Source organism: Prosthecobacter sp. GW821-HT29F12 (assembly GCF_058803405.1).
Genome location: NZ_CM179517.1, coordinates 327,953 through 353,035, shown reverse-complemented (window position 1 = coordinate 353,035; position 25,083 = coordinate 327,953). Strand labels below are relative to the sequence as shown.

19 protein-coding genes are annotated in these 25,083 nt (G+C 60.1%); 8 read left to right on the top strand and 11 right to left on the bottom strand.

Annotated elements, in window-relative coordinates:
* Positions 1 to 18 precede the first annotated feature (18 nt).
* Together AC3RLQ_RS01375 and agmC are read right to left on the bottom strand one after the other, a co-directional pair.
* Positions 19 to 1,698, bottom strand: a complete 1,680-nt coding sequence (locus AC3RLQ_RS01375) for a ribulokinase (protein WP_493033617.1) — start codon at positions 1,696 to 1,698, stop codon at positions 19 to 21.
* Positions 1,699 to 1,913: 215 nt separating this feature from the next.
* A complete protein-coding gene (gene agmC, locus AC3RLQ_RS01370; protein ID WP_493033615.1) occupies positions 1,914 to 4,229 on the bottom strand; it encodes an adventurous gliding motility protein AgmC in 2,316 nt (771 codons plus the stop codon).
* 313 nt (positions 4,230 to 4,542) lie between these two features.
* Here agmC and AC3RLQ_RS01365 point away from each other — a divergent pair, with 313 nt between their 5' ends.
* The 3 genes from AC3RLQ_RS01365 (at position 4,543) to AC3RLQ_RS01355 (ending at position 7,028) form a co-directional block, all read left to right on the top strand.
* Positions 4,543 to 5,292, top strand: coding sequence for a 3-keto-disaccharide hydrolase (locus tag AC3RLQ_RS01365; protein ID WP_493033613.1), 750 nt, complete (start codon positions 4,543 to 4,545; stop codon positions 5,290 to 5,292).
* A gap of 73 nt (positions 5,293 to 5,365) precedes the next feature.
* Positions 5,366 to 6,157 carry a dienelactone hydrolase family protein gene (locus AC3RLQ_RS01360; RefSeq protein WP_493033611.1) on the top strand — a complete coding sequence of 264 codons (792 nt, stop codon included), beginning with the start codon at positions 5,366 to 5,368 and terminating at the stop codon, positions 6,155 to 6,157.
* Positions 6,158 to 6,173: 16 nt separating this feature from the next.
* The gene (locus AC3RLQ_RS01355) at positions 6,174 to 7,028 is read left to right on the top strand and encodes a hypothetical protein (protein ID WP_493033609.1); all 855 of its coding nucleotides are present in this window, start codon (positions 6,174 to 6,176) and stop codon (positions 7,026 to 7,028) included.
* A 420-nt stretch (positions 7,029 to 7,448) separates the two neighbouring features.
* On the opposite strand, the gene AC3RLQ_RS01350 is transcribed toward AC3RLQ_RS01355, so the two are convergent.
* The 3 genes from AC3RLQ_RS01350 to AC3RLQ_RS01340 are packed head-to-tail and all read right to left on the bottom strand — an operon-like array spanning position 7,449 to position 12,545.
* Complete coding sequence (locus AC3RLQ_RS01350; protein WP_493033607.1) at positions 7,449 to 9,923, bottom strand: PPC domain-containing protein; 2,475 nt, start codon at positions 9,921 to 9,923, stop codon at positions 7,449 to 7,451.
* A gap of 21 nt (positions 9,924 to 9,944) precedes the next feature.
* A complete protein-coding gene (locus tag AC3RLQ_RS01345; protein ID WP_422320566.1) occupies positions 9,945 to 10,457 on the bottom strand; it encodes a hypothetical protein in 513 nt (170 codons plus the stop codon).
* A gap of 3 nt (positions 10,458 to 10,460) precedes the next feature.
* Positions 10,461 to 12,545, bottom strand: coding sequence for an FAD-dependent oxidoreductase (locus tag AC3RLQ_RS01340; RefSeq protein ID WP_493033604.1), 2,085 nt, complete (start codon positions 12,543 to 12,545; stop codon positions 10,461 to 10,463).
* Positions 12,546 to 12,685: 140 nt separating this feature from the next.
* Between AC3RLQ_RS01340 and AC3RLQ_RS01335 the strand changes: the two genes are divergently transcribed.
* Positions 12,686 to 15,229 (top strand): hypothetical protein, encoded by a 2,544-nt coding sequence (locus tag AC3RLQ_RS01335; RefSeq protein ID WP_493033603.1) that lies wholly within the window; start codon positions 12,686 to 12,688, stop codon positions 15,227 to 15,229.
* Between the two features lie 10 nt (positions 15,230 to 15,239).
* Here AC3RLQ_RS01335 and AC3RLQ_RS01330 read toward each other — a convergent pair whose 3' ends face one another.
* Together AC3RLQ_RS01330 and AC3RLQ_RS01325 are read right to left on the bottom strand one after the other, a co-directional pair.
* The gene (locus AC3RLQ_RS01330) at positions 15,240 to 16,646 is read right to left on the bottom strand and encodes an efflux transporter outer membrane subunit (RefSeq protein WP_493033601.1); all 1,407 of its coding nucleotides are present in this window, start codon (positions 16,644 to 16,646) and stop codon (positions 15,240 to 15,242) included.
* A gap of 64 nt (positions 16,647 to 16,710) precedes the next feature.
* Positions 16,711 to 17,013 (bottom strand): hypothetical protein, encoded by a 303-nt coding sequence (locus tag AC3RLQ_RS01325; protein WP_493033599.1) that lies wholly within the window; start codon positions 17,011 to 17,013, stop codon positions 16,711 to 16,713.
* Between the two features lie 95 nt (positions 17,014 to 17,108).
* Here AC3RLQ_RS01325 and AC3RLQ_RS01320 point away from each other — a divergent pair, with 95 nt between their 5' ends.
* Complete coding sequence (locus AC3RLQ_RS01320; RefSeq protein WP_493033597.1) at positions 17,109 to 18,743, top strand: sulfatase family protein; 1,635 nt, start codon at positions 17,109 to 17,111, stop codon at positions 18,741 to 18,743.
* A 110-nt stretch (positions 18,744 to 18,853) separates the two neighbouring features.
* On the top strand, positions 18,854 to 19,192 hold the full coding sequence (locus AC3RLQ_RS01315) for a hypothetical protein (RefSeq protein ID WP_493033595.1): 339 nt from the start codon (positions 18,854 to 18,856) through the stop codon (positions 19,190 to 19,192).
* Positions 19,193 to 19,359: 167 nt separating this feature from the next.
* Here AC3RLQ_RS01315 and AC3RLQ_RS01310 read toward each other — a convergent pair whose 3' ends face one another.
* Positions 19,360 to 19,749 (bottom strand): RNA-binding S4 domain-containing protein, encoded by a 390-nt coding sequence (locus AC3RLQ_RS01310; protein ID WP_422318603.1) that lies wholly within the window; start codon positions 19,747 to 19,749, stop codon positions 19,360 to 19,362.
* Positions 19,746 to 20,444, bottom strand: coding sequence for a YggS family pyridoxal phosphate-dependent enzyme (locus AC3RLQ_RS01305; protein WP_493033593.1), 699 nt, complete (start codon positions 20,442 to 20,444; stop codon positions 19,746 to 19,748). Before AC3RLQ_RS01305 ends, AC3RLQ_RS01310 begins: the two co-directional genes overlap by 4 nt.
* 71 nt (positions 20,445 to 20,515) lie before the next feature.
* Between AC3RLQ_RS01305 and AC3RLQ_RS01300 the strand changes: the two genes are divergently transcribed.
* Positions 20,516 to 21,835: a Gfo/Idh/MocA family protein gene (locus AC3RLQ_RS01300; RefSeq protein ID WP_493033591.1), complete on the top strand. Its 1,320-nt coding sequence runs from the start codon at positions 20,516 to 20,518 to the stop codon at positions 21,833 to 21,835.
* Positions 21,836 to 22,049: 214 nt separating this feature from the next.
* Here the strand turns inward: AC3RLQ_RS01300 and AC3RLQ_RS01295 are convergent, their stop codons facing one another.
* A complete protein-coding gene (locus AC3RLQ_RS01295) occupies positions 22,050 to 23,252 on the bottom strand; it encodes an FtsW/RodA/SpoVE family cell cycle protein (RefSeq protein WP_493033589.1) in 1,203 nt (400 codons plus the stop codon).
* 45 nt (positions 23,253 to 23,297) lie between these two features.
* Complete coding sequence (locus tag AC3RLQ_RS01290; protein ID WP_397379358.1) at positions 23,298 to 24,086, bottom strand: ABC transporter ATP-binding protein; 789 nt, start codon at positions 24,084 to 24,086, stop codon at positions 23,298 to 23,300.
* Positions 24,087 to 24,173: 87 nt separating this feature from the next.
* Between AC3RLQ_RS01290 and AC3RLQ_RS01285 the strand changes: the two genes are divergently transcribed.
* Positions 24,174 to 25,004 (top strand): serine/threonine-protein kinase, encoded by an 831-nt coding sequence (locus tag AC3RLQ_RS01285; protein WP_493033586.1) that lies wholly within the window; start codon positions 24,174 to 24,176, stop codon positions 25,002 to 25,004.
* The last annotated feature ends 79 nt before the right edge of the window (positions 25,005 to 25,083 follow it).

Here is a 25,083-nt window from a genome sequence, read left to right as displayed (position 1 = left end):
CAAAAACAAGCCCTCGCCTCAGCTCTGCCGTGCGCGGATGTCCAGCAACTGCTTCATCACGTGGTTTATCTTGCCGCTCCATTCGGTGGTGCCGAAGGCATCATGGAGGGTGCGGTAGAGGGTGTAGAGCTCGGCGTAGACGGTTTGGTTTTCGGGGATGGGGTAATAGACTTTTTCGCGGGTGGCGGTGACTTGGGACTGGAGGGTGTGGATGTCCCCTGCCCCGGCGGCGGCGGCACCGAAGATGGCGGCGCCGAGGGCACAGGTCTGCTCGCTCTGGCTGACTTTCATGGGCTTGCCGATGATGTCGGCGTAGCACTGCATGAGGGTGGCGTTTTTGATGGAGAGGCCGCCGGTGTTGATGACTTCCTCGATTTTGACGCCGTATTCTTCGACGCGCTTGATGATGGTGAGCGCACCGAAGGCGGTGGCCTCGATGTAGGCGCGGTAGATTTCGTGGGCTTCGGTGTGGAGGGTCTGGCCGAGGAGCAGGCCGGTGAGGCGGACATCAACGAGGACGGTGCGGTTGCCGTTGTTCCAATCGAGCGCGAGCAGGCCGGTGGAGCCGGGCTTTTTGCCGTGCATGGCCTTCTCCATGTTGACGAATTTTTCGCCCACGGTGGCGCCGTAGGTGTCGGGCACGAGGTGATTGACGAACCAGAGGAAGATGTCGCCCACGGCGCTTTGTCCGGCCTCGATGCCGTAGTAGCCGGGGAGCACGGAGCCGTTCACGATGCCGCAGACGCCTGGGATGTCGGCGAGAGGTTTGCTGGTAGGAGCGATCATGAGATCGCAGGTGCTGGTGCCGAGGATTTTGACCAGCGTGCCTTCCTTGATGCCTGCGCCAACCGCGCCCATGTGCGCATCAAAGGCACCGACGCTGATGCCGATGCCTGCTTTGAGGCCGAGGCGCTGGGACCATTCGGCGCAGAGAGAGCCGGCTTTCACATCGGCGGTGTGGGCCACGGAGTAGAGGCGGTCGCGGAGATCAGCGAGTGCGGGATCGAGCCGGGCGAGGAATTCTTTGTCCGGAAGGCCGCCCCACTCGGTGCTGAACATGGCCTTGTGCCCGGCGCTGCACACACCGCGCTTGAGGGTGAGAGGATCGGTGTTGCCGGTGAGTACGGCGGGAATCCAGTCGCAGTGCTCGACGAAGCTGAAGGCGGCCTCGAAGACCCGGGCGTCCACGCGGCGGAGGCGGAGGATTTTGCTCCACCACCATTCGCTGGAATAGATGCCGCCGCATTTGGCGATGATGTTTGGGCGCATCTCGTGGGCGAGCTGTGTGATCTCCGCCGCCTCGGCGTAGCCGGTGTGGTCTTTCCAGAGCCAGACCATGGCGTTGAGGTTGTTCTTAAACTCAGGCAGCAGACCGAGTGGCGTGCCTTCTTTGTTTACTGGAATGGGGGTGCTGCCGGTGGTGTCGATGCCGATGCCGATGACCTGAGCGGGATCAAAGCCGGGGACGTTTGCCTGCGCCTGCTGCAAGGCACCACGCACCACGGCTTCGAGGCCGTCGAGGTAATCCTGTGGGTTCTGCCGGGCGACGTGGGGGTCTTTGGGATCGAGCAGGATGCCAATCTCGCCGCTCGGGTAATTGAAGACGGTGGAGCCGACTTCGGCACCGTTGTCGAGGTCGATGAGGAGAGAGCGGCAGGAATTGGTGCCGTAGTCGATGCCGAGGGAGTAGCGCTTCATGGGTTGGGTTGGAGCAGTCTGCGGATGTTTTAGCGGGTTCATCCCGCAGTGCGAGCCAAAACCGGACAAGGTTTGTGACCGGGGTATGACGGTTCTTGATACGGTTCCAGGATCGCAGGGCGGCCACAGGGGATCACCCGCCATTGGCGACCGGAAATACTTTTCCCTTGAGGTGCCGCGCCTCAGCAGCAGCAGCACTTTGTTTCATGGATTCCTCACGGCCTCGTCACCCGCAGTCGGACAAAGCGGCGCTGGACTCCGGAGGCCGCAGGGATACTGGCCTTCACCTGCTGCAAGGTGCTGGTGGCGCTGAGGATGGACTCGGTCACACCGGACGTGCTCCAGCTCCCGCTCAGCAGGGTGTCGCTCCATTCAATGATGAAGGTGCACTCTGTCATGGCCTCGATGCTGCGGGGATAGGTGACATCCAGCGTGCTGGCGCTCCTGACCACAGCCAGCGGAGACACGCCGGTGACCGCAGGGTTCATCCCTAGGGCGAACTTCAGGAGGTTCTGCAAGCCATCGCCCTGCGGTGCGGCAGTGTCTGCAGCGGAGCCGGTGTTGGCAATGGTGCTGAAGTAAAAGTTGCGCCAGCCTTCCACATAGGTCCAGCGGGTGACGGTGGTGGTGTAGGTCATCGTGGTGGTGCCGTCCTGAGCGGTGACGAGCACGTCGATCGTGTTGCTGCCCAGATTTAGCGCGAGCGCCGCGCTGGCGCTGCCGGAGGTCACCGCCGCATAGGCACCACCGTTCACACGGACCTGCACGGTGGCGGTGCTGTCAGCCACCGTGGGGGTAACCGTGATGCTGTCGCTGGGCCGCAGCACCCTGGCGGAGTAGGCCGTGGTGGCGGAGGCAAACACCGGTGAAAGGGTGCCGCTGCTGAGAGAAAGCGCGGAAAGCAGCGCGTTGGAGGAAAGTGCGGACACGGTGACGGACGCCGCAGTCGAGTCAGTGCTGAAGGTGGCCTGGGGTGCATTTTCCGCATACACCGCCACACTGTGCGGGCCGGTGGCCAGCGGCGTGCCAGGGGTGAAGGTGAAATTACCGCTGCCATCCGCCGTCGTGGAGCCAATCTCCACGCCATCCACCAAAATATGGACCAAGTGGGAGGCTGTGGCCGTGCCGGAAAAGACCGGGGAGGGGGGCAGCATGGCACCTGCGGCAGGAGTGGCGAGCACAGGCACCGCCACCTGAGCAAAGCCGCCGCTCAAGGTCGTGACACTGCCCACGGTCCCCGCGGTGGCACCGAAGTTCTGAAACGATTGGTCGAATCCCGCAGCTCCCCCCGCCACTGCACTGGCACTTGGGGCTGCTATGCCGCTACCTGTTTGAAAAATGATGAGCCCGCCACCTCCTCCACCGCCCGGCCCCACCGATGAGACTGTTGTGCAGGATCCGCCCTGAGCGCCCAGAGCTAAAAGCTGGCCGCTGGCTGCGCTGCCAGCAACGCGCAAATAAAGAGTTCCCCCCGCACCACCCCCCGGACCTGCGTCTCCACTAGTTGAATTCCCCGCCACAGAGCCGGAAGCCAGGCAGGTGCCCGTACCCGCCAGGATGCCCGCCCGAACAAAGATGCACCCGCCACCCGCTCCCCCCTGAGGCGTGCCGCCGTTTACCGTGTGCCCAGCCCCTCCGCCGCCGCCCATCAGGAGGTGATTCAAAGCTGTGTACGAGAGCGCGGCACCGCCCTGGCCGCCAACGGCTCGTCCGCCATCTTCGGAATTTCCCCCCTGCCCCCCAGCGCCGATGTGCCCGCCCCCCCCTCCGCCAGACAAATGGGCAACGCCTCCTCCTGCAGCATTCGCCACCCGGCCAAGCCCCGTTGCGGTAGCGCCGAAACGACTCACCGCGAGGCCTTCGCCCTTCTGCGCGCCAGTGGGTGCAGGTTCATCCAGTCCTACCGAACCCGTAGATCCCGAGGTATCGTTCACCGGTTTTCCGCCGCGAAAGCCCCTGGCCACCGTGGAGATGGTGCCACCATTGGTGAGCGTACCGGATACAAGGAAAGCCACCACCCCTCCCGTGGTGCCGTTCCAAGCTTGTGCAATCACAGAGCGCGAGGCGTTGATTGTGAGGCTCGAGTACTCGGGCACGCGAATGACCTGCGTTACCGATCCGTCAAATGAGTTCACAAGCGGCCTGGTCAACGTCAGTGTCAGGCCCGAAATCGACAAAATGCGCGCCAACTCCCAACGCCCCACGCTGGTGCTGGAGAGAACCACCGGACCTGCCGTGCCTGACAACGGCTCAGGACTGATGCCGGTGGTCTGATGCACCAGGATCAAATCTCCCACGGCAAAGCCGGTGGTGGCCGACACTGTGACGGAACTGCCACCCGCGCTCAAGGCGGCAGTGACCTGAGCATAAGCGTTTACGACAGTATTGGAGGTGGATATGGTCACGGCTCCATCTTTACCGGTACCGGTGAAGAAGGAGTCGCGTTCCGCATGTGCGCCCCAGGGGAAAGCCAGCAAGATTCCTGCAGCGCAGGCAGCCACTTGCAACCAGGAAAGGATGTGGAATTTCATGATCAAGAAGGTTTGAAAATGTGAGCACAAAGCCGCTTGTTTATGAAATCACAGCTTCCCGCCCTATGTGACCTAACATTCTGCTACGTCAACTTAAGGAACACCTAATCGATCCACCCGCCACCTTCTTCCAGAACACTTGAATTCCCAAGTCTGCGATCATTCACATGCCCGCCTAAGCGGTCCAATGAATTGCCTGCCTGATCGAGAAACACCCCGGCAGGAACGCAGACCAATGATCCGCAGCACGATGGCGGGCTGGAGGCCGAACTTTCCGTCTGGCTAAACCAGGGAACCAGATGCAAGCCCCGGCTTGAACAAATGCTCCGTCGCAGGGGCAAATATCCGCGAGACGGTGCTGGAGTGCGACGTTTACCACCGCCCTATGACCAACCGTCTGCTTTCTTTCGCCGCTGTTTTCTCCCTCACTGCCGCCCTGCATGCCGAGGACGCTTTTGTCCCGCTGTTTGATGGCAAGACCCTTGCAGGCTGGGAGCAGCACAGTGGCAAGGCGGAGTACCGTGTGGAAAACGGTTCGGTGGTGGGCAAGACGGTGCCGGACACGGGCAACTCCTTCCTGTGCACGACGAAGAAGTACGGGAACTTCATCCTGGAACTCGAGTTCAAGGTCGATCCGTCGATGAACTCGGGGATACAGTTTCGCAGCAACTACTACACGCAGGAGACGGAAGTGGAGATCGCGGGAAAAAAGAAGAAATTCCCGGCGGATCGGGTGCATGGCTATCAGTTTGAGATTGATCCGAGTGCGCGTGCCTTCACGGGCGGAGTGTATGACGAAGGCCGCCGTGGCTGGCTCTTTGACCTGAAGAACAACGAGGCGGCGCGCAAGGCCTTCAGGCAGGGTGAGTGGAACCAGGCGCGCATCGAGTGCCGTGGCAGCAGCATCAAGACTTTCATCAATGGGGTTCTCGCGGCGGACTTCACGGATGACATGACCGCCGAGGGCGTCATCGCCCTGCAGGTGCACGGAATTGGCAAAAAGACCGAAGCGGTGGGCAAGGAAGTGATGTGGAAAAACATCCGCATTCAAGAACTCAAGTAGAAACATCTTTCGAGTTCATCCGGGAAACGAGTTGGAAAACTCGCTTCCTTCTGTGTACACTGCCCCCACAACCATGAAAACCAACCGCGCTCTGCTTTTCATCTCCTCTCTGCTACTTTCCACCAGCCTGCTGAAGGCTGAGATCAAGGAAACTGTCGTCGAATACAAATCCGGAGACGTGCTCTGCGAAGGCCTGCACGTCGTCGATACCGCCAAGACCGGCAAGCTGCCCTCCGTGCTGATCATCCACCAGTGGACCGGCCTGAGTGACAACGAGAAGATGCGGGCCCGCATGCTGGCGGAGCTCGGCTACAACGTTTTCGCCGCCGACATCTATGGCAAAGGCATCCGCCCGCAGCCTCCAGAAGCTGGCAAGGAGGCCGGCAAGTACAAAACCAACCGCAAGCTGTACCGCGAGCGCATGCTGTCCGCCTTGGAAGTGCTGGACAAGGACCCGCAGACGGACCTCTCCAAAGTCGCCGCCATCGGCTACTGCTTTGGCGGCACCGGGGTGATCGAGCTGGCCCGCAGCGGCGCACTGATCAAGGGCGTGGTGAGTTTCCATGGTGGACTCGATTCCCCGACTCCTGCCGACGGCAAAAACATCAAGGGCAAGGTGCTGGCGCTGCATGGCGCGGACGATCCGTTTGTGCCGGCCAAGGACATCGCCGCGTTTGAGCAGGAGATGAAAGACGCCAAGGTGGACTACAAGCTGGTGAGCTACCCGGGCGCGGTGCATTCCTTTACGCAGAAGGCTGCGGGCAGTGACAACAGCAAAGGCGCGGCTTACAACGAAGCCGCCGACAAGGCCTCCTGGGAGGAGATGAAGGCCTTCTTCGCACGCATTTTCAAGACGGAAGGCTGAAACAAGGGGGCCGACCATGAAACGACTTCTGCTGCTGCAAGCCACTCTGGCCTTTGCCGTGCTGACGGCAGCGGAAGAGCCCACGAACTTCATCCGGTTCGTGGAGGAGGATGAGAGCGACAGCCTGCAAACGGCGGTGGTGAGCTATGAATCGCCGCAGAAGGTCAAACTGGACCTTGTGGGGGCCATCCATATCGCAGACAAGGCGTATTTCGATGGACTGAACGTGCGGTTCAAGGGCTATGAGGTGGTGCTTTATGAACTCGTCGGCCCATCTTTTGAGGAACGGGGCAAGCCGGAGGCCAAAAAGCAGGCGGAGAAGCTGCAGTGGGTGGGCCAGCTGCAGACCATGATGCGCGATACGCTGAAGCTGCACGGCCAGCTCGAAGGCATCGACTACACGGCGAAGAATTTCGTGCATGCGGACATGGACATGTCCCAGTTTACGCAGACGCAGACCGAGAAGCAGGAGAGCTTCCTTTCGCTCTACCTCAAGGCGGCTCAGGCGCAGAAAGAGGTCAATGAAAAGCGCGGGGTCAATTCCGATGCCGCCGGGATGGTGATGCTGCTGAAAATTCTAACCATGAAGGACAGCAGCACGGAGCTGAAGCGCATGATCGCCCAGGAGTTCGACAGTGTGGAGGACATCATGGCGGGCATGGAGACCGGCGACGGCACCGTGCTCGTAGGCGAGCGGAACAAGGTGGCGCTGCAGGTCATGGACAAGGAGATTGCCGCCGGGAAAAAGCGCATCGCCATCTTTTACGGTGCGGCACATCTGGGGGATATGGAGGAACGTCTGCTGAAGAAGGGCTTCAAGCGCACGAAGGTGGAGTGGCTGAAGGCCTGGGATCTGCCTCACGCGAAGTGAGTTGAGGGGCTTCTATCCGGTGATGAATGACCGGGTGGTTGGTGTGCGTTTGGTTGTGCGGCTGCAATTGGCTGCCGCTTTGGAGTGACTTGTGGCGTGCGGGAGTTGACCGGTCGGCGATGAATCACCGGCTCCCGCTTTCGCGGATTTTCTGGCACGCATGAATCACCGAGTCCGTCAAAAGCGGTAGCTGCGCTCGTTCCTCGCTGCGCAACCGCCCTCCATATGGGAGGGGGGGCCTCGACTCGATTCGGAAAGGAGTTTTTAAATCGCCATAGACCGCCAGATTCCGGCTGCTGCGCAGCCGCGAAGCGAACCCGGGACTACGGAACAGCGCTGTGAGGAGCTTGAATTTAAGAGCCAATAGTGCTGCGCAACAAGAGGGCTTGCGACTCAGCTGGCAAACTCGGATCGAGAATGTTACTTTTTGGCGCCGGCGGCTTCCAGACGGAGCTGCTCAAGGCGGGAAAGAACTTTGGGAGCGGCCGGAGCAGCAGGTTTCGGGGCTTCCTTAGGTTTGTTGGCGGCGAGGACGGGGGCTGCAGGTGGCGGAGTGACCACCTTGCGAGGGGCGTCGATGCGCAGGATGGAGCCAAGCGCAATGCGATGGATCGTGGTGGTATTGGTGCCTTTGACAGGAACATCGACACGCACAAACAGGTTGGCCTGCTTGCCGATGGGCGACTTGTCGTTCGTCTTCACCTTGAAGGAAACTTCCTTGGTGTCCTTGGTGATCTTGGCAGGCTCGATCGGGATGGTGTCTGGAACGCCGAGAACCTGGGCAGTGGCCTCGCCATCGAATGGCAGGAGCTGCTCAAGCTTGGCGACCATGACGGCTTCCTTGCCCTGCTCAACGGCGACGAGCGGGATGGCCGGCGCGGTGATGTAGGCGGGGGCGGTGACGACAGCCGTGAATGGAGACGCATTGTAGATGCGGCCCTTGCCGGCATCGGCCTCTCCCATGACGGTGAAATTCCAGGAACCGGCCGGTGTTCCGGCATTGGCATCCAGCTGGAAGACGCACTCGTTCTGGCCTTCTGGGATGGTCTGCTCGCCGAGGGCACTGACGCCGTTGGGCTTCCAGATCATGAGCACGCGAATAGGGGCCTTGAAGCCTTCCTTGCGCTTGGAGACGACCTTGAGTTCGAGAATGCCATTGTTAACCAGCGGCACGACGGGCTTGACGATTTCGAGGGAGTAAGGAGCCTCCTCCACGACGGCGACGGGCAGACGGTCTTCGATCTGGGTGTAGTAGACGACGTTGCCATTGCGCACGATGTCGAACTCCTGGCGCAGCTTGCCACGTGTCTTGGTGTTCGGATCGACGGCGTTGAGGGTGATGGGGACGACCTGATGACCGAGGGGTGCATCCGCAGTGGCTTCAAAGAGCAACGGCACGCTGCTGAGGTCTTTTGGGGCCATTTCGGTGAGAAGTTTCACGCCTTGTGGCATGTTCTGGACGTCAAACTTGAAGTCGCCACTGACGTTGTTGCGGCTGACGTTGACAAGCGTGGCATAGCGCCCGCCTTTGGGAACCGCGATGAACTGGCGGTAGTTGTTGTCGTTCACCGAGTACTGAGGAGAGGCAAAGAAGACCTCAGGCTCTGCGGCGATGAGTTCAAGGCGATAGACGTAGTTGGCACCGCCGCGTTCGAGATGATCGGCCACGCGCACGAAGTAGTCACCGTCAGCAGGAATGGCGACCTTGAACTTGCTGTCGAGACGGCGGCGGCCACCACCGTCGTCGTTACCGCTGATGGAGCCGCCTTTGGCGTTGTAGATGTTCACCACGCTGTCGAGCGGGGAGCCGAGGCTCTGGGCAAAGGCCTGCACTTCCAGCGTCATGCCTTTCTTGAGCGGCACTTTGAAGAAATCGATGTCACCGGGTTTTTCGATGATGCCATTGAGAGCAATCGGGGAACCGGGGGCGACCGTGGCTTTTGCCTGCTCGTCGTTGGGCTCGGCTTCGAGCACGTTGTCATAATTGACCAGACGGAACGGATTGCCGGAAGGAGCTGGCTCCTGGGACTTCGAGAAGAGCATGTAGTCAGGGTCGATATCAGCTGGCAGCTGGACCTCTTCTTCAAAGGAACTGTCACGCTCGATGAAGCGCACCTTCTCCTTGGAGCCGATCTTGCCACCGGCGGGATACACGACATCCGGACGGCGGAAACTGCCGACGCTCAGACGGTAGTAGGAGTTGCCACCACCGCGGTAGGAGGATTCGCGGATCATGACGGTGTAGTCGCCATCTTCTTCAGCCACATAGGAGCAGTAGCCGTCCTGACGGTGGAGGATGGTATCGTCAGAGATCACCTTTTCGAAGCGGTCCTTGTCAATGATGGCCAGGAAGGGGTCAAACACGGTGTAGCCGAGGCGGAGGCCGTCCACTTCCACGGAGAGGCGCTGGCCTTTCTTGAGGCTGACGCGGTAGTAGTCAACGTCCTCGTTTTGCACGACGCCCTCGATCGTTTGATTCAGCTGGATGACCTGCGGAGATTCGAAATCGCTGTTGGGCTCCTTCTCATCCACGTTCGGGAAGATGCCCACGAAGAACTGGCGGGCATGCGACATGCCGGACTTCGTGCGGATGCGCATGAGGTGATTACCCGGCGGCACATCCGGAGCGATGCCGATGGTGAGCTGCACCTTGTTGGGCTCCACCTTGTCCACGCTTTTTTGGGTGAAGCCGGGGGAGAAGAAGATCATGCTCTCAAAGTCTGCCAGCTGGGTCCCCGTGACGGTAAGCTTGACCTCCGTGCCACGCTGTCCGCCGTTTGGCGCCGTCGTGTTGAAGGTAGGGTACGCCGCAAAGGCACTGGTGGCGCAGGCTGCGGTGATGAGGATCAAATGACGGATGGTGGACATGACAATGAGGTAGGGGTCGATAGGCATACGCCCCAGAAAAGGCGAAAATTACGAATTGCGTGAAGTTCCTGCGGACATTTGGCGCACCAGATGCAGGCAATAAAGGAGCGGCAGAGCCCCAAAAAGGCCAAAAGAACAGTCCACCAGCCGCCAGTAGAGAGGGATGCAGCGCACCGCGCCACAGATCAGTGCCAGGGGAGCAACTGCGGCACAGGCAAAGAGGCCCACCTTCAGCACCCAGGCATTGGGCAGCGGATCGCGCCAGGGCCCGGCGATAAAAAAGACCGCGATCATGATGTGGCCGAACGCCAGCCAGTCCGTGCCGTAGGCGACGAAAGGAAACTGCGCCTGAGTGACCTCCAGCCCATGCCAGACATAACCGATCCAGAAAGACAGCCCGCCATGACTGGCGTACTCGGCGTGATGCTGGATGCCGAGCCAGGAGGCCATCAGCCGCAGTTCATGCAGCAGGGGGAAGGCCGTGAGTCCGCTCAGGATCAGACCGATGATGAAGAGGCCCAGAACTAGATGGTAGCGTCGCAGCAACGCAGCCTTGCTCATGTCTCAGTCCTCCACCGGCAGCCAGCGTGCGCCATCCACGACCACGTAGCCGTCCGCGCCTTCGTTGGAAATCGTGATGGAGGTGTCGTTGCCACACTCGTATTCACCGAGGTCGATCCAGAACAGGCCTTCGCCTGCTTTGGGAGACTTGAGGTCGATCTTCATTTTCTTCACGCCACCTGCGTACTGGACTTCCACAGGAGCATTGCTGGCGCGGTTGCTGTTGGGCGGGGAGGCCAGCATGAGGCGATATTTGCCGGGCTTGGTGAGCTTGGGTTCAAAGCGCAGGCTGCATTTGCCGTCCTTGGTGTTGCCATCGTGGCTGTAGCCGTCGCCGATGAAAGCCTTGGCGGCGCCGCTTTCTTTCCACTCGCCCGTCACCTTGGCATCGGTGTCATCCATGACGATGCCTTTGAGGGATTTCGGATCGATGCCGCGCAGGGTGGTGGGGCCGTCGAAATGCAGGATCTGGCCGTCTTTGAGAATCTGCGTCTTGAGCTTTTCATATGGCACATTCTGCACCGGGATGCCGTCGTCGATGGCGAGTACGGCGGCGGTGGCCGCGCTCTGGCCGAGGATCATGAACACCGGCTCCATGCGGATGCTGCCGTAGGCGATGTGGCTGGCGGACATGGCAACGGGGACGAGGAGGTTACTCCCCTGCCCTTTCTTTGGGACCAAGGAACCGTAGGCGATCTCATAGGGGCCTTTGGTGCTCACGCCGATGTCGCCTTCGTTTTGCACATTGCCTTCAGGCGTGATGTAGCGCTGGATGTTGTGGGAATCGATGCCGTAGCTGCCCATGCCAACGCTGTCCGGAGTTGGGCGCTTTTTGAGCAGTTCGTTTTCCGTCATCACATAGCTGCCGATCATGCGGCGAGCTTCGCGGATGTAGAGCTGGTGGCTCCAGTTGCCGTTGTCGGTGAATTCATCCTTCGGCAGGCCCCAGGTCTGCAGCTCTTCCTGAACCTTCTTGGGCACGCGGGGGTCGTTGGCCACGAACCACAGCAAGCCCTGCTGATACTGGCGGTGCTCGGCGATGATCTCGCGGCGCTTTTCATAGCTGCCTTCAGGGTAGTCGTAATTGTAGCCGATGTTGTCGAAGCTGAAGGGCCCGTGGTTGTTCGTGTCGGTCTTGTGGTTTGGAATGGGATCGAACTTTTCGAAGAACTCGCCCCAGCCTGCATTCAGCACGCGCAGCAGGATTTCGTACTGACTAGCATCATAGCCTTCCGGCTTGGGAAAAGGGATGCGGTTGCTCGGATCATTCGTGTAGCAGGAGCGAAAGCAGTAGGCCTGCACGCGCTTGTCGCCTGCACCATATTCACCTGGAGGCGCTGTGCTCACGCGTGGTAGAACGCCGCTTTTGGGATCTCCCGGCACCTTGTAGGCGCTGATCGGTTCCTTCACCGCGCCGAAGTGGTGGCGGTGATGAAGTACGCCAACCTGAATGCCATTCCACTTCTCGTCATAAACGGAAGTCGCCTCACGGCCCACGTGGTAGTCCACGCCGGCGGCGGCCATCAGATCGCCTTCGTAGGTCGCGTCGATGAACATTTTGCCAGCGTAGGTCTTGCCGCTCAGGGTGGTGATGGAGGTGATTTTATCGCCGTCCTTTTTCACGCCCTTGGCACGGTCCAGCCACTCGTCGCGCACCACTTCGAGACCGAACTCCTTGACGTAATCTTCAAAGATCTGCTCCGCCACATGGGGCTCGAAGATCCACATGGTGCGATTTTCGCCATCCACGGCAGGCGTGCCCTGGCCTTTGCCGCCGTATTCGGATTTTTTCTGCTGCACCCAGGCGGAGTCCTTGTCGTAGTGCTGCCAGACGCGATGATAAAAGTCGCGGGAGAGACCGCCGATGACAGCCTTGTTGCCGGTGTCGGTGAAACCGAGGCCGCCGCTGCTCAAGCCGCCGAGGTGCTTGTCAGGCGAGACGACGATCACGCTCTTGCCCATCTTCTTGGCCTGCACAGCGGCGATGATGGCGGAGCAGGTGCCGCCGTAGATGACGATGTCATGATCGGCTGCATGAAGAGCCTGACTGGAAAGCAGGAGGGAGGCTAGAAGGGTGCGCAATTGCATGGCTTGAAGTTGGGGTTGGCTGAGCCGGTGCAATTCCATCGCCGCATGAAAGGAATCGGCAAACAGAATGTTTAAACGCCATGTTCCGGCCCACCTGTCTCGCCCTTCTTTTTGCAGCTTCAGCTTCAGCGCAAAACCTTATGCCTCAAACGCATGTGCTGCGACAGGAAGGCCGCCAGTCTGATTTTCCCTCCATGTGCGTGGATGCGGGCGGGACACCTCATGTGGCGTTCATTCAATGGGACGGCACGCAAGATACGCTGCATGTGGCAAAGCTTAGTGATGGAGCATTGAGCGATGTTTTGACCGTGGGACAGCCGGGCATCATTCACCAGCCAGCGCTCGCGACGGATGGCAGCGGTGCGCTGCATGTGGTGTGGTCGCAGGTGAACGACAAGGATGTCATGGAGCTCCGCTCGGCGATCCTTCGTGATGGCAAAGTCCAGGGGGAGATAACGACGCTGGCGAGTTCGCCAAACGGCGGCAATGCCTTCGCGAAATCGGCGACGGATGCCTCGGGCCATGTGTGGGTGGTGTGGCAGAGCATGCGCGGTACGCTGGGGGATATCTTCTGCCGCGTGTATGACACGAAGAAAAACGCGTGGTCGCAGGAGGTTCAGGTGACGATGGATCCGGGCGGCGACTGGGAGCCTTGCGTAGCGTTTGATGGCAAGGGCGGTGCGTGGATCTGCCATGACTCCTCACGCGGCAATGAATTCAACATCTACGCCACGCATGTGGATGCCGAACTCAAGGTAGGTGAAACGAAGCAACTCATCGCCACGAGCCGCTACGAGGGCCGGGTGAATGCGATCGCTTCCAAGGACGGCAAAGGCGTCTGGCTGGCCTGCGAACGTGGCAACGAGCAGTGGGGCCTGGACATGCGTGCGCATGGTGGTCAGGTGGGGCTGAACGGGCGGCGCGACCTGGTCGTCGCCTACTGGGATCTTGCCAGCGGCAAGGTGGAGGAACTGCCCGGACCCGACGGTCTGCTGGCCGCACTGCCCGGCCCCAAAACTCCTGCCGGAGCCAATGCGCCGCGCGCGAACAATCCGAAGGCCAAGGCCAAAGCGGAGCAACGGGCCAAAGCCCAGGCGGCCCAGGCGAAGGCCAAGGGCAAGCCTGCACCGAATGAGATCGGTGCGGTGAATTTGCCGCACCTCATGCTGGATGCGGCTGGTCGGCCATGGCTCACGGTGCGCTACTTCAAGAACTACTGCTGGCAGATCGCGCTGACACGCCATGACGTGGCGAAGAAGCAGTGGGCGCAGCCATATTTGATCCCGGAGAGTGTTTACACCCAGGACCGCCAGACCACGCATGCGCTGGGCAAGGACGGCAGCCTGTGGATGGCGTGGTCCACTGATCTGCGAACTTCCAAACTGCAACTGACCACAGGTGTGCATCTGGCCAAGATCGCCACGGAGGTGGAGGTGCCGCTGGTTACGGCACCACCGGTCAAACCGCGTGAGCCTTTTGCCGCCTACATCCATCCCACCACGCCTGAGCGTGACCTCAGCGAGCGCCACACCTGGACGCACAAGGGCGTGACGTACAAGCTCTACTGGGGCGACTACCACCGGCACACGGACATCTCGAACTGCGTCACCGCGAATGACGGCTGTGTGCTGGAGCAGTACCGCTATGCGTGGGACATGGGCAAACTGGACACCCTGGGCCTCAGCGACCACACGGACATCGCGAAAATCTACCACCCCTATGAGTGGTGGCTGAACCAGAAGATGACAGAAATCTTTTACGCGCCCGGCTTTTTCATGAGCATGTATGCCTACGAGCGCGAGCAGAAGTGGCCGCTGGGGCACCGCAATGTGATCTTCGCCCAACGCGGCGGGCCCATTGTGTACATCCAGCGCAAAAACTATCTGGAATCCCCCTGGCAGAAGGAGTTTCCGGTAAAAGCTGAGGGCACGCCCGAACTGCACCCCACCGAATTGTGGGATGTTCTGGCGCGCTATGGCAAACCGGTCACTGCCATCAGCCATACGGGTGCCACGAGCATGGGCACGGACTGGGATCAGATACCGCCGGTGGATCACCGCATTGAAAACGTGATCGAGATTTATCAGGGGGCCCGGGTCAGCTATGAGGGCCTGAATGTGCCGCAGCCCACGGTCGGCATGCTTGTGGGACAGCCCTACAATCATGCTTCCACCGTGGTCGGCACACCTGTGGTCGGCGAGCCGATCCGCAGCTTCACGGAGAAGAACAACGGCGTGTATCAACACGCGCTCGAACTCGGCCACAAGCTCGGCGTTTGGGCGGACAGCGACCACATCTCCACCCACACCAGCTACGGCGGCGTGTATGTGAAGGACTTCACACGTGAAGGCATCCTGGAGGGCATCAACGCCCGGCGAACCATCGCCGCCACGGACAAGATTTTCGTGGAGTTCTCCTGCAACGATCACCTGCTGGGCACTGAGATCGCGCTCAGTGGCAAGCCGGTGTTGAAATTCAGCATCGACGGCACCGCCGAGATCTCGCGCGTCACGATTGTGCGCAATGAGCAGAATTATCAGCAGTGGGAGCCCAAGGCAAAAAGCTTTGAGCAGACCTTCACCGATGAAGCACCTATCGCCGGCGAGAACCGATACTACCTGCGAGTTGAACAGAAAGATGGCAACATGGCCTGGTCTTCACCTGTGTGGGTGCAGGTGAAGTAGGCTGCCAGCTTCACTGCCAGCCGCCGCCGAGAGCCTTCAGCATGGCCACGCTGGCCATGAGACGCTGGCCTTCCACCTGGGCGGCGAGCAGCTTGGCATTGAGCACCGTGCGGTTGGCATCCACGACTTCAAAGTAGCTGGCGAGACCTTTCTGGTAGCGCAGTTCGGCCAGACGCTGTGTCTCCTGCGCGGCGGCGATGGCGGCATCCAGCGCCTGCCCCTGCTTGGAGTAGGCTCTCGCATCGATCAGGCTGTCCTCGACTTCCTGCAGGGCCACCAGAATGCTCTGGCGGTAGTTGGCCAGAGTCTCGTCGTAAGACGCCTTGCTGGCTTTCAAATTCGCCCGCAGTTTTCCGCCTTGGAAAATCGGCAGTGTCATGCTGGGACCAATGGTCAGGATGCGGCTGCGCTGATCGTAGAAATGCGCGGCACCTATACTTTCCAGACCACCGCTGCCGACGATGCTGAAGGCCGGGTAGAACGAGGCCGTGGAAACTCCCACCTGGGCATTTGCTTCGCGCATTTTCTGCTCTGCCGCGCGGATGTCAGGACGACGCTGCAGGAGTGAGGAAGGCAGCCCGCCGGGCACTTTCGGCGGCCTTGGCAGGCTGGTGGCCTTGGCGATGTGGAAGTTCGAGGGAATCTCCCCGCAGATGACCGCGAGAGCGTTTTCGGCATTGCCACGCTGGCGCTCCAGTGCGGCCAGATCATTGCGGGCGAGCTCCAGCTCCGTCCGGGCGCGGGCCACGTCCATTTCGTTGGCCAGGCCACCTTTGAAGCGTGATTCCTGAAGCTTCAGCGCTTCTTCGCGCCAAGTCTGCGTGCCAATCACGACCTGCATCTGACGATCCAGCGAATGAGTCAGGAAGTATAACCGCGCCACTTCTGCGGCGAGGGTCAGGCGCCTGGCGGAGAGGGTCTCCATGGCGGCAAACTGGGAGGCTTTGGAGCCTTCCACCCCGCGACGCACACGGCCCCAGAGGTCAAATTCCCAGCCCAGTTCGAGCAGGTTTTGAAACCGACGGCGTTGCGTCTTGGGCAGCGAGACCCCGGGGGGGAGGTTGGCACCGAAGGAGCTTTGCGAAAGGCGCTCATAATTCATCCCATTTTTCATGTCGAGCTGGGGGAACCAGTCCGCCTGCTGGACGCCGACGAGCGCGCGAGCGGTTTCGACACGTGCCAGGGCGCTGCGCAGCTCCTGATTATTCTCCATTGCGCGTTCTTCCAGCCGGTTCAGCTCAGAGGAGCCAAACAGCTTCCACCATTCACCGGGGACAGGAATGTCCGCCGTGCTGGCCGTGCCGCCATTCTTCCACTTGGAGGGCATCAGCACATCCGGCAGTTTGAAGTTTGGCCCGACGCTGCAGGAAGCACACGTCAATGTGGTCGTGAGGCAGAGAATTCGAAAGTGGTTCATGCGCGCCTATTCATGGGGTGAAACGTTCTTAGTGCAACCATCAAGACAGAGGTTCGTCCCCCTGCTATTGAGGCAGACAGCCTGCCACTTTCTGCCGCCAGCTGGCGAGGACATCGTTTGCCACCTCGTGCGCCTCCTCAGCGCTGACGTGCTCGGTGACGGAATGTGCGACAGGCAGCCAGGATGGCGTGGAGACTTCGCCGATGTGATCGTGCTTTTCGGCACGCAGAAAGGCGCGCAGCTGCACTGTGAGCAGGTTTGTGCTGCGATCATGGCTGGCGACCGCCTCAACACAGACTTCAAACGGAACTCCTTCCATTTCAAGGATGCGGATGACTTGAGTGGTATCGAGCAGTGAGTGAATCATGGATTGAGGTTCCTGAGCAATGCCGGGGTGTCGCTGCGTTGTTTGCGCTTATTTTTGCGAAGGTTTACGCGCCAAGCCCCCGTTATGACGCAGCCATGCGTTTTCTTCTTTGCTGCCTAGCCCTGACCACCCTCGCCACAGCTGCTGACAAGCCGCTGAACATCCTCTTTCTCTTTGCCGATGACTGGGGCCGCTATGCGAGCATCTACGCAGAGCATGAGAAGTTTCCTTCGCCCAACCAGGTGGTGAAGACGCCGAACATTGACCGCATTGCCCGCGAGGGCGCACTGTTTCGCCGGGCGTATGTGAACGCCCCGAGCTGCACGCCCTGCCGGAGCTCCCTGCTGTCAGGCCGTTATTTCTTCAACTGCGGACGTGCCGCCATCCTGAACGGTGCAGTATGGGACCCGGCGATCCCGAGCTACCCGCTGCAGCTCAAAGATCAAGGCTACCACCTCGGAAAGTCCTTCAAGGTCTGGAGTCCCGGTGAACCTGCAGACGCGCCTTATGGCGGCCAGCAGTTTGCATATCAGAAGTCCGGTGGGCGCTGCAACCAGTTCTCCCAGAACGTGGAGAAGCTCATGAAAGAGGGTGTCGCTGTGGAAGCGGCGAAGCAGCAGATCTACGACGAGGTGCGGGGTAATTTCGACAGCTTCCTGGCCGCCCGCCCCAAAGGCGCCCCCTTCGCCTTCTGGCATGGCCCAACCAACGTGCATCGCAAGTGGGTCAAGGGCAGCGGGCAGGCGCAGTGGGGCATCAATCCGGATGACCTGAAGGGCAAGCTGCCCAAGCACCTGCCCGATGTGCCGGAATTCCGCGAAGACTTCGGCAGCTACCTTGGGGAAATCCAGGCCTTCGATGCCCAGGTGGGCGTGATCATCAAGAGGCTGGAAGAGGCGGGCGAGTATGACAACACCGTGATCGTCATCAGCGGCGACCATGGCGCCCCGGGTTTCCCCGGTGGCAAATGCAACCTCTATGACTTTGGCGTGAATGTGACGCTGGCGATCCGCTGGCCGGGGCAGCCGGGCGGACGCTACATCGAGGACTTCGTGAACCTTATGGACCTGGCACCCACGTTCATGGAGATCGGTGGGGCCAAGATTCCTGAAGGGGTGAATGGCAAGAGCCTCGTGAGCTTGATGAAGTCCGGCAAATCCGGCCAGATCGAAAAGGAGCGCGACTACGTCATCACCGGTCGTGAGCGCCACGTGAGCATCGCCCGTGAAGGCAACCTCCCCTACCCACAGCGTGCGCTGCGCAAGGACGGCTTCCTTTACATCCACAACTTCAAGCCTGAGCGCATGCCCATGGGGGACTACAAATCGCTGACCGACAGCTTTACCCCCTCACAGGATGCGCTGGAGAATGACACTTATGCCGCTTTTCCTGACATGGATTCCTCTCCCGCCAAGGCCTGGTTGATCGAGCATCGCAACGACTCGCAATACAAGTGGTATTTTGACTATGCCTTTGCCAAACGCCCCGAAGAGGAACTGTATGACCTCAGCAAAGATCCTGACTCCACGATCAATGTGGCCAAAGAATCTGCGTATGCGGACGTGAGAGCCAAGATGGCGGCAGAGTTGCAGGAGAAACTGAAGGCCGTAGGTGATCCGCGAGTGACGATGGATCCCGTGCCGTTCGAGAACCCGCCGTTCACCTTGGATACGAAATCGGACAAACCCGGCAAGGGGAAGAAGGGTAAAGGGAAGGCGAAGGCGGAGTGAGCACTGCGCCACGCCCGCTTTCCTTGTTTCCCGCGCTCCCTAGAGACTTTTTATGGAAACGAAGCGTGCGGACGTCCTCGCAGTCGGGCGTTTTTGATGGAGGATGCGCCATGAATCTCTACGAGGTCATTTTCTATGGTTCGTATGGCAAGCCAGACGACTCTGACACGATTTACCTCGTGTCAGCACCCGATTATAAGTCAGCTGTTGAGGCGGTCTGGTGCAACGCATCATCGAGCAATCATGGCGGCGAGGGATTCCCGTTGGCTGACGTTGTTCACGAGATTGGTGTCGATTCATCACGTCACGCAGAAGCCGTTGGCACTCGGATCATACGTGGCCCATATATCCAGTGCGCTTACAACTATGGCTGGAAGTCGTGGAGCCGAAAGATTGATGGTTCTGAAAAAACAAACGAGTGGGAGGAGTCATCAGATGTTGGTGACTAACAAGGCGCCGAGCCAACTCGGATGGGAGCCACCAAAAAATTGCCAGACTTTTTGTAGAACCTCGCGATTCAAACGATTGACTTCCAATCGTTAGCAGTCACTCGCTGAGACTAACACGGGAGCGGCGGCACCTTTCCAGAGTGAGCTGTAGCTCGGGACAACATTCTTCACTCCCCCTGCTCCTCCCAGAACTTCCGCAGTTCGCGCAGTTGCTTCTTGTCGGGCTTGGCGACGACTTCGTGCGCACGAGGCTGGATGAGTTCGCGTTCGCGGCGGAGTTCGCTTGCGCGTTGAATCCACTCGATGGGGGTGAGGTTTTCGCAAAACTCGGGGACTTTGGGCGGACCGAGGCGCTGGGGGGAGAAGGCGATGACACGCAGGCGCAGGCGGAGATCGCCGCGCACCACTTCGAGGATGTCGGTCGGTTTGAGATCGCGGGAGGCTTTCACGGGCTGGCCATCGATGGTGACGTTGCCGCGGGCGCAGGCCTGGGTGGCGAGGGTGCGTGTTTTGAAAACGCGCACGTGGTGCAGCCATTTGTCGGCACGCTGGCTCATGCCGCAGTCTGATAGGTTCGTTCACCAAAGATGGCGCTGCCGACGCGGACGATGGTGGCGCCTTCTTCGATGGCGATTTCGAAGTCATGGCTCATGCCCATGCTGAGGCGCGGGAGGGGTGCGCCGCCGCGTTGTTCGAGTTCGTCGCGGAGTTCGCGCAGGTGCGTGAAGTAGGGGCGGCTTTTGGCAGGGTCGGCATCGAATGGCGGGATGCACATGAGGCCCTGGATTTCGAGGCGCTTGAGGGAATACAATGCTTCGAGGCTGGTGCGGAGCTGCTCGGCGCTAAAGCCGTGCTTGCTGCTTTCGGCGGCCAGATTGACCTCGATGTAAACCTGGGGGAAGAGGCCGAGTTCTCCAGCGATGCGGTCCACATCCCGTGCGAGATCGAGCGAGCCGATGCTGTGGATGGCCTTCACATGCGGGAGGACTTTGCGGACCTTGTTGGACTGGAGATGGCCGATGAGATGCCAGTGCAGGTTTGCGGGAAGCTGCGGGGCTTTGGCGAGGATTTCCTGCACTTTGTTTTCACCGAAGAGAAGCTGACCGGCATCCACGGCTTCGCGGATGGCTTCGACGGGGAAAGTTTTGGAAACGGCGAGCAGATCGATCGAAGCGGGATCACGGCCGCAACGCTGGGCGGCGGCGGTGATGCGGTAGCGGATGGCTTGCAGGCGGTCGGAGAGGGCGTTCATAACTTGGCAAAGAGAAACGGAAGATGGGCAGGCCGCGCAACGTATTTTCGCGCTCCACCTATTCATTCCACATGCAATCACGCCGCCATTTCATCCGTCAGTCCGCCGCCACGCTGTTCGCCGCCCCCTGGGTCACCACCGGAATGCGTGCCGCTTCTCCGAACGGCAAGCTGCGCCATGCGGCCTTCGGCGCCTCGGGCATGAGCATGGCGGACATGAGCGCGATGTCCAACCACCCGATGTGGGAACTGACGGCGGTGTGTGATGTGGACACCCGCAACTTTGCCAAAGCGCAGGAAAAATGGCCGAACATCAAGGTGTACCAGGACTGGCGTGAACTGCTGGAAAAGGAATCTGCCAACATCGACAGCGTGAACGTTTCCACGCCTGACCACATGCACGGCAGCATCGGCCTGGCCGCCATCGCAAAAGGAAAGCATGTGTATGGCCAGAAGCCGCTGGCGCACAACCTGTGGGAGTGCCGCCAGATGGTGGAGCGTGCACGTGACAAGGGCGTGATGACGCAGATGGGCATTCAGATATCCTCGGCGTTCACGGAACGCCATGCGGTGGCGCTGATTCAGATGGGGGCCATCGGCAAGGTGAAGGAAGCCCACACGTTTTCGAACAAGAAGTGGGGCGACCTCGAAGTGCGTCCGACGAAGAGCGACCCGATCCCTGCGGGCTTCGACTGGGACAAGTGGCTCGGTGTTGCCGCTGAGCGCAGCTACATTGAAAAATACGACCACCCAAGCAACTGGCGCAAACGCCGCGACTTCGGCACTGGCACGCTCGGAGACATGGGCTGCCACATGTTCAGCGGCTGGTTCCGCTCGCTGGATCTCGCCGCTCCGATCTCGGTGAAGTCCAGCGGCCCCGTCCCCAACAAGGACAACTGGGCCATCAATGCTGTCGTGGAATACACCTTCAAAGGCACGAAGTACACCGCTGGCGACACCGTGAAGGTGACCTGGACTGATGGTGATGCGCGTCCGCCGGCAGAAGTCATGGCCTTGGTGGGTGATGTGGCCAAATTCCCCGGCCAGGGCACCATTTACCTGGGCACCGAGGGCGTGCTGCTTTCCCCGCACGGCTCCACACCGCTGCTGTACCCACGCGAGAAATTTGCCAAATTCGGTGCCTATCCCAAGCTCGAACCCCGTGACCACTGGGCTGATTTCATCGACTGCTGTCTGAAGGGAGACAAGAAGCCCTCCGCCAATTTTGATTACGCAGGACCGCTGACGGAGGCGGTGCTTCTTGGCTGCCTTGCGAGCGCCTTCCCGAATGAAAACCTCATCTGGGATGCGCCTGCGCTCAAGATTCCAAACAGCGCCGCTGCCGACAAGATGGTGCGCCGCGACTACCGCAAGGGCTGGGAGATCGTGTGAGGAGGCGCGACCTTTTTACCTTCAGATCTCAAAGTAGCGAACCGCTTCGTATGATGGGTGTGGAGTAAGCCCGCCCGTCTACGAGCGTACCGCAAGCGTCATGGCGTACGAAAGCCCTCGAAGTCGGGCGGTTTGGTGGAGGTGTCTGCTGGGTGTCGGAATATTCTCGACACCAAACACGCCCAACCTACGGCCGGAGTGCCGCGCCTGCGGTTTAATCCTCGTCGTCGTCATCACGGGGGCCGTTCACGGAGCGCTTCTTCTTCACGGCGGAGATGTTGCGGTGAACCCAGACGCTCTGGACCATGCCCATGAGGAAGAGCGTCACCACGACAAAGGTACCACCGTAGCTGATGAAGGGCATGGGCAGACCGATGACGGGCAGCATGACGAGATTCATCCCCGCATTCTGGAAGGTGTGCACAAAGAACATGGCCACCACGCCCACGACGATGAGCCGCCCGAGCTGATCGCGGGCACAAAAGGCCACGAAGACACTTTGCAGCAGCAGCAGCGCCATGCCTGAAAGCAGCAGCACCGAACCGCGGAAGCCAAACTCCTCCGCGATGACGCCAAAGATGAAGTCATTGATGGATTCGTGCGGGAAGAAAGTGCGGTGAATGGAGGCCTGATCGGGAACCTTCTTGGATTCAGGCCCCTTGCCTTCAAGGCCACCCGTCGAAACCGCGATCTGCAGGTGCTTAGCCACCCATCCTTCGTTTTGCAGGTCCACCTTGTCGAGCTGGTTGGTGGCCATATACCAGGTGGAGTTGATACGAGCCTGCTGGTAGGGCTTGAGTGCAAAGACATACACCAGCGGCACCACGCTGGCGACACCGAGCAGCATGGTGATCATGTAACGAAAGGGGATGCTGCCAACGAGCATCATTGACAGAAACACCGGGCCCCAGACGAGACCGGAGCCCAAGTCCTCCTTGATCACCATCATGGCGGGAATGCCGGCCACCATCCCTGCCGCCATGATGCGCAGCCATGGACGGCGAAAGACCGGTATCATGCGCGGCAGTTCACCAAAAATGACGCCCAGAATCAGGATGCCGGACATGATGGCAAACTGGGAGGGCTGCACCATCATGCCGCCTACTTTAATCCAAGCTTTGTTTCCACCGATCTCCACCCCGAAGGCCAGCACCGCCACCAGACCACCGATACCAGCGAGATACATCGGCACACAAGCCCAGCGCACCCACTTGTAGTCCAGCAGCGAGGCGGCAAAGAAAAACGGCAGACCGATCATCACCCAGCGGATCTGATCCCGCCACTTGAGCGCCAGATCCGCCTCGTCCTTGTAGGCCGAGGCATTGAAGATGGCGTACACGCCGAAGACGATGAGAGCGGCGATGTTGAGCACCAGCAGCCAGTTCATGCCGAGGAACTTTTTGAAAAGAGGAGTCATGGGATCAGAACAAGAAAAGATTGGGACGAGTGGACACCACTCGCGCTAAATGAGCACGGGCACGGCTTCGAGCAGCTTCTGGGTGTAGTCGTGACGCGGGTTCTCGCAGATCTCGTCCGCGTTCCCCTGCTCGACGATCTTGCCGTGATGCATGACGACGATGTGATCGCTCATGTGACGGACGACCGCGAGATCGTGCGCGATGAAGAGCAGCGTGAGGTCAAGCTCCGCCTGGATGTCCTTGAGCAGATTGAGAATCTGGGCCTGCACGCTGACATCCAGGGCGCTGACGGGCTCGTCACAAATAAGGAAGCGGGGCTTCACGGCTAATGCGCGCGCGATGCCGATGCGCTGGCGCTGACCGCCGCTGAATTCATGCGGGTAACGCTGCAATGCATCCTCGGGCAGTCCGACTTTTTTGAGCAGCCCGGCTGAGACCTCACGGCGCTGATCACGAGAGAGTTCCTTGAAGTGAATCTGCAGCGGCTCACCGAGAATGGACTCGACGGTCATGCGCGGATTGAGCGAGCCGATGGGGTCCTGAAACACCATCTGCATTTCTTTGCGCAAGGGGCGGAACTCGTTCTCCGTCATCGGCAGCACTTCCATGCCTCGATAGTTCACGCTGCCCGAGGTGACGGGGGTGAGCTTGAGCAGGGCACGGGCCACAGTGGACTTGCCGCTGCCGCTTTCACCCACCAGACCAACGGTGCTGCCTTCCTCCACTTCAAAGCTAACCTTGTCCACGGCCTTGATGACATCCGTGGTACGGCCAAACCAGCCCCCGCGCACGGGGAAGTGAATTTTGAGGTCTTGAACGCGGAGCAGTTGCATGGTGGAAACCGAGATTTTAGCACAGCTGGTAAAACGCGCTAAAGTTTCATTGCGTGAAAGCTTGAAAGTGTCAGCATTCCTTCCCTGATGAACGAACGCTATGAATTGCTAGCTCCCATCGCCGAAGGAGGCCTGGGGGCTGTTTTCAGAGCACGGGACCCCCAGCGCGGCTGCGAGGTGGCGATCAAACGTATTCTGGCCGACAAGGTGGGTGGCTGCGGTACGGCGGTGGACGCCCTGATCCGCGAGGCCCGGAAGCAGTCGAAGGTGCAACACCCGAACGTCGTGGCCGTTTACGATTTCGGCGTGGATTCCGAAGGTGGGTTCATCGTGATGGAGCTGGCCCAAGGCGAGACTTTGGAGGACGTGATCCTGCGTGGCGCTTTGAAGGCAAAGGATTTTGACCCCCTGGTGCGCCAGACACTGGACGGGATGAGTGCCGTGCATGCGATGGGCATACTGCATCTGGACCTGAAGCCCGGAAACCTGATGATCCACCGGCTGCCGGACGGTGGCCTGCAGGTGAAAATCCTCGATTTCGGGCTGGCGAAAAGCACCCCGCGGGTGGGTGAGCCGGCCCTGAAAGCCTGCGAAGGGCTGCTCGGATCCATTCATTTCATGGCTCCGGAGCAATTTGAGCGCGCCCCCGTGGACGTCCGCACAGACATCTACGCGCTGGGCTGCATTTACTACTATGCGCTGACGCAGAGGCATCCCTTCGACGGCGAGACCAAGCCGCAGGTGATGGCGGCACATTTGCACCCCCGAACACCGCCACTGGGCACACTGCGGCCCGACCTGCCCTCCCGTACCGTGAAGTGGGTCGAATGGCTCATCAACCGCGTCCCCGCCAACCGGCCGGCCTCCGTCACCGCAGCGCTGCGGGTGTATGAGGAAGTCACCAAGTCGGGTGCATAATTCCCTGCCCCTCCTGACAAGCCGGTGGGCCATCCCGGAAGGAATCACGCCAAAGACGAAAGCCTCTTGCCATCGCACG

Coding starts and splice junctions, on each gene's coding strand:
- AC3RLQ_RS01375 (WP_493033617.1), bottom strand. CDS start 1,698: ATGAAGCGCTACTCCCTCGGCATCGACTACGGCACCAATTCCTGCCGC.
- agmC (WP_493033615.1), bottom strand. CDS start 4,229: ATGAAATTCCACATCCTTTCCTGGTTGCAAGTGGCTGCCTGCGCTGCA.
- AC3RLQ_RS01360 (WP_493033611.1), top strand. CDS start 5,366: ATGAAAACCAACCGCGCTCTGCTTTTCATCTCCTCTCTGCTACTTTCC.
- AC3RLQ_RS01355 (WP_493033609.1), top strand. CDS start 6,174: ATGAAACGACTTCTGCTGCTGCAAGCCACTCTGGCCTTTGCCGTGCTG.
- AC3RLQ_RS01350 (WP_493033607.1), bottom strand. CDS start 9,923: ATGCCTATCGACCCCTACCTCATTGTCATGTCCACCATCCGTCATTTG.
- AC3RLQ_RS01345 (WP_422320566.1), bottom strand. CDS start 10,457: ATGAGCAAGGCTGCGTTGCTGCGACGCTACCATCTAGTTCTGGGCCTC.
- AC3RLQ_RS01340 (WP_493033604.1), bottom strand. CDS start 12,545: ATGCAATTGCGCACCCTTCTAGCCTCCCTCCTGCTTTCCAGTCAGGCT.
- AC3RLQ_RS01335 (WP_493033603.1), top strand. CDS start 12,686: ATGCCTCAAACGCATGTGCTGCGACAGGAAGGCCGCCAGTCTGATTTT.
- AC3RLQ_RS01330 (WP_493033601.1), bottom strand. CDS start 16,646: ATGAACCACTTTCGAATTCTCTGCCTCACGACCACATTGACGTGTGCT.
- AC3RLQ_RS01325 (WP_493033599.1), bottom strand. CDS start 17,013: ATGATTCACTCACTGCTCGATACCACTCAAGTCATCCGCATCCTTGAA.
- AC3RLQ_RS01320 (WP_493033597.1), top strand. CDS start 17,109: ATGCGTTTTCTTCTTTGCTGCCTAGCCCTGACCACCCTCGCCACAGCT.
- AC3RLQ_RS01315 (WP_493033595.1), top strand. CDS start 18,854: ATGAATCTCTACGAGGTCATTTTCTATGGTTCGTATGGCAAGCCAGAC.
- AC3RLQ_RS01310 (WP_422318603.1), bottom strand. CDS start 19,749: ATGAGCCAGCGTGCCGACAAATGGCTGCACCACGTGCGCGTTTTCAAA.
- AC3RLQ_RS01305 (WP_493033593.1), bottom strand. CDS start 20,444: ATGAACGCCCTCTCCGACCGCCTGCAAGCCATCCGCTACCGCATCACC.
- AC3RLQ_RS01300 (WP_493033591.1), top strand. CDS start 20,516: ATGCAATCACGCCGCCATTTCATCCGTCAGTCCGCCGCCACGCTGTTC.
- AC3RLQ_RS01295 (WP_493033589.1), bottom strand. CDS start 23,252: ATGACTCCTCTTTTCAAAAAGTTCCTCGGCATGAACTGGCTGCTGGTG.
- AC3RLQ_RS01290 (WP_397379358.1), bottom strand. CDS start 24,086: ATGCAACTGCTCCGCGTTCAAGACCTCAAAATTCACTTCCCCGTGCGC.
- AC3RLQ_RS01285 (WP_493033586.1), top strand. CDS start 24,174: ATGAACGAACGCTATGAATTGCTAGCTCCCATCGCCGAAGGAGGCCTG.